General features: G+C 72.0%; 2 protein-coding genes. Both read right to left on the bottom strand.

Annotated elements, in window-relative coordinates:
• Positions 1-94: 94 nt before the first annotated feature.
• Positions 95-997, bottom strand: coding sequence for a tRNA (adenine-N1)-methyltransferase (locus ADK57_RS11240; protein ID WP_053749258.1), 903 nt, complete (start codon positions 995-997; stop codon positions 95-97).
• A gap of 46 nt (positions 998-1,043) precedes the next feature.
• A partial coding sequence (locus ADK57_RS11235) for a site-2 protease family protein (RefSeq protein ID WP_053749257.1) occupies positions 1,044-2,307 on the bottom strand: 1,264 nt, incomplete at its 5' end.

Below are 2,307 nucleotides of genomic sequence, written 5' to 3'. Positions count from 1 at the left end.
CCATCTCGCCGACCCACTCACCCATCGCCACACAACGAGTCTGGCCCTGCCGCTCACGCGGCAGGGCCAGAACCCCAAGATCTTCATCAGCCTTCTAGCGGCCGGCGCCTCCGTCGGCGTTGGGGCCGGAGTAGTCCTCGCCGTAGGCGCCCTTGGCGGGGCGGCGGCGGCGCATGGGCGGCTCGACGCCGTCGGCGAGACGGCGGGCGGTGAGCAGGAAGCCGGTGTGGCCGATCATCCGGTGGTCCGGGCGGACGGCCAGGCCCTCGACGTGCCAGTTGCGGATCATCGTCTCCCAGGAGGTCGGCTCGTTGAAGCAGCCGATCTCCCGGATGGACTCGACGGTCCGGGCGAGCTGGGTGGTGGTCGCCACGTAGCAGCACAGGATGCCGCCGGGGACGAGCGCCTTGGAGACGGCCTCCAGGCACTCCCAGGGGGCGAGCATGTCGAGGATGACGCGGTCGACGTCGGTGTCGCTCAGGTTGTCCTGGAGGTCGCCGACGGTGAGCTGCCAGGCCGGGTGCGGGCCGCCGAAGTAGCGCTCCACGTTCTGCTGGGCGATCTCGGCGAAGTCCTCGCGGCGCTCGTAGGAGTGCAGCATGCCCTGGTCGCCGATGGCGCGCAGCAGGAAGCTGCTGAGCGAGCCGGAGCCGACGCCGGCCTCGACGACGCGTGCGCCGGGGAAGATGTCGGCGAAGGCGAGGATCTGCCCCGCGTCCTTCGGGTAGACGACGGCTGCCCCACGGGGCATGGACAGGACGTAGTCGGGGAGCAGGGGGCGCAGCGCGAGGTAGGCGACGTTCCCGGTGGTGCGGACAACGCTGCCCTCGGGAGCACCGATCAGTTCGTCGTGCGGGAAGGAACCCTTGTGGGTGTGGAAGTTCTTCCCGGCCTCGAGCGTGAACGTGTAGTGGCGGCCCTTGGGGTCGGTCAGCTGAACCTGGTCCCCGACCTTGAAGGGCCCGCGCCTGCGGGCGGCACCGGTCGGTTCGGACATGTGAACAGCCTACCGGCGTTTGCGGGAGGCGCCGACCACTTGGGGGTCAGCTCGGGCGGGCCATCGCCTTGACGAAGGCGCGCTCCACGTCGGCCGCCGAAAGGACGCCGAAGATCTCGCCGGTCTCCTCGACGACCAGGTACTCGGTGGCCGGGGTGGCGCGCAGGGTGTCCAGGAGGTCCTCGCCGGCCAGCTCCGCGGAGACGCGCATGCCGTCGGTGAGGTCCTGGGCGAGGCCGCTGACGGACACCCAGGGGCGGCGGTGTTCCGGTACGCCCACGATGGCGGCCTCCCGGACGAGGGAGAGGGGATGGCCGTCGGCGTCGACGACGACCAGGGCGCGGGCTCCGGCGGCGTTGGCGCGGCGCAGGGCCTCGGAGAGCGGGGTGTCCGTCTCGACCGGGACCGCGCGGCGGGTGAGGTTGCGGGCGCGCAGCTCGGGCAGGTGCTCGCGCAGGCGGGCCATCCGCAGGCTGTTGCCGGCGCCGGTCCAGATGATGGCGGCGAGGATCGCGGCGAGCAGGGCGTCCATGACGGTGTCCATGCCGACGTTGTCCTCGGCGTTGGACCCGAGCGCCCCGGACTGGGTGAGCAGCGGCAGGCCGATCAGGACACAGACGGCGAGTGCGCGGCCGACCCAGGCGGCGGCGATGGTGCCGCTCATCGGCTTGCCGGTGATCTTCCAGACGACCGCGCGGAGCATACGGCCGCCGTCGAGGGGCAGGCCGGGCAGGAGGTTGAAGGCGGCGACGATCAGGTTGGAGATCATCAGGCCGGCCAGCAGGACGCCGGGGACCGTGCCGGGCTCGACGGGCAGGAGGGCGAGGTAGAAGAGGCCGGAGAGGACGAGGGAGAGGAGCGGGCCGACGAAGGCCAGCCAGAACTCCCGTCCCGGGGTCTCGGCCTCCTTCTCGATCTCGGAGACCCCGCCGAAGAACTGGAGCTGGATACGGCGGACGGGCAGCTTGAAGCGCAGTGCCGCAACCGTGTGCGCCAGTTCGTGGACGAGGACTGAGGCGTAGAAGGCGACCGCGAAGAAGAGCGAGACCAGGTAGCGGGCGGCGCCGAGTTCCGGCAGCACGCGGTCGAGCTGGCCGCCGAACACCCACGTGATCAGGGCGGCGACGAGGAACCAGCTGGGTGCGACATACACCGGCACCCCGAACGGCCGCCCCATCAGCAGCCCACCGCCGGGCCCCCGCTCGCGCCGGGGCGGACGGCCCTTGGCGAGACCTGAGTGCGCGAGCGTGCGGTCCTCGGAGGACGTGTCGGGGTGGGGGCGGTCCTCGGGGCCGGGTGCGGGGGCGGGC

Source organism: Streptomyces sp. MMG1533, from assembly GCF_001279775.1.
GTDB lineage: Bacteria > Actinomycetota > Actinomycetes > Streptomycetales > Streptomycetaceae > Streptomyces.
Note: the sequence above shows the minus strand (reverse complement) of the source record. Positions and strands in the feature narration are given on the sequence as shown.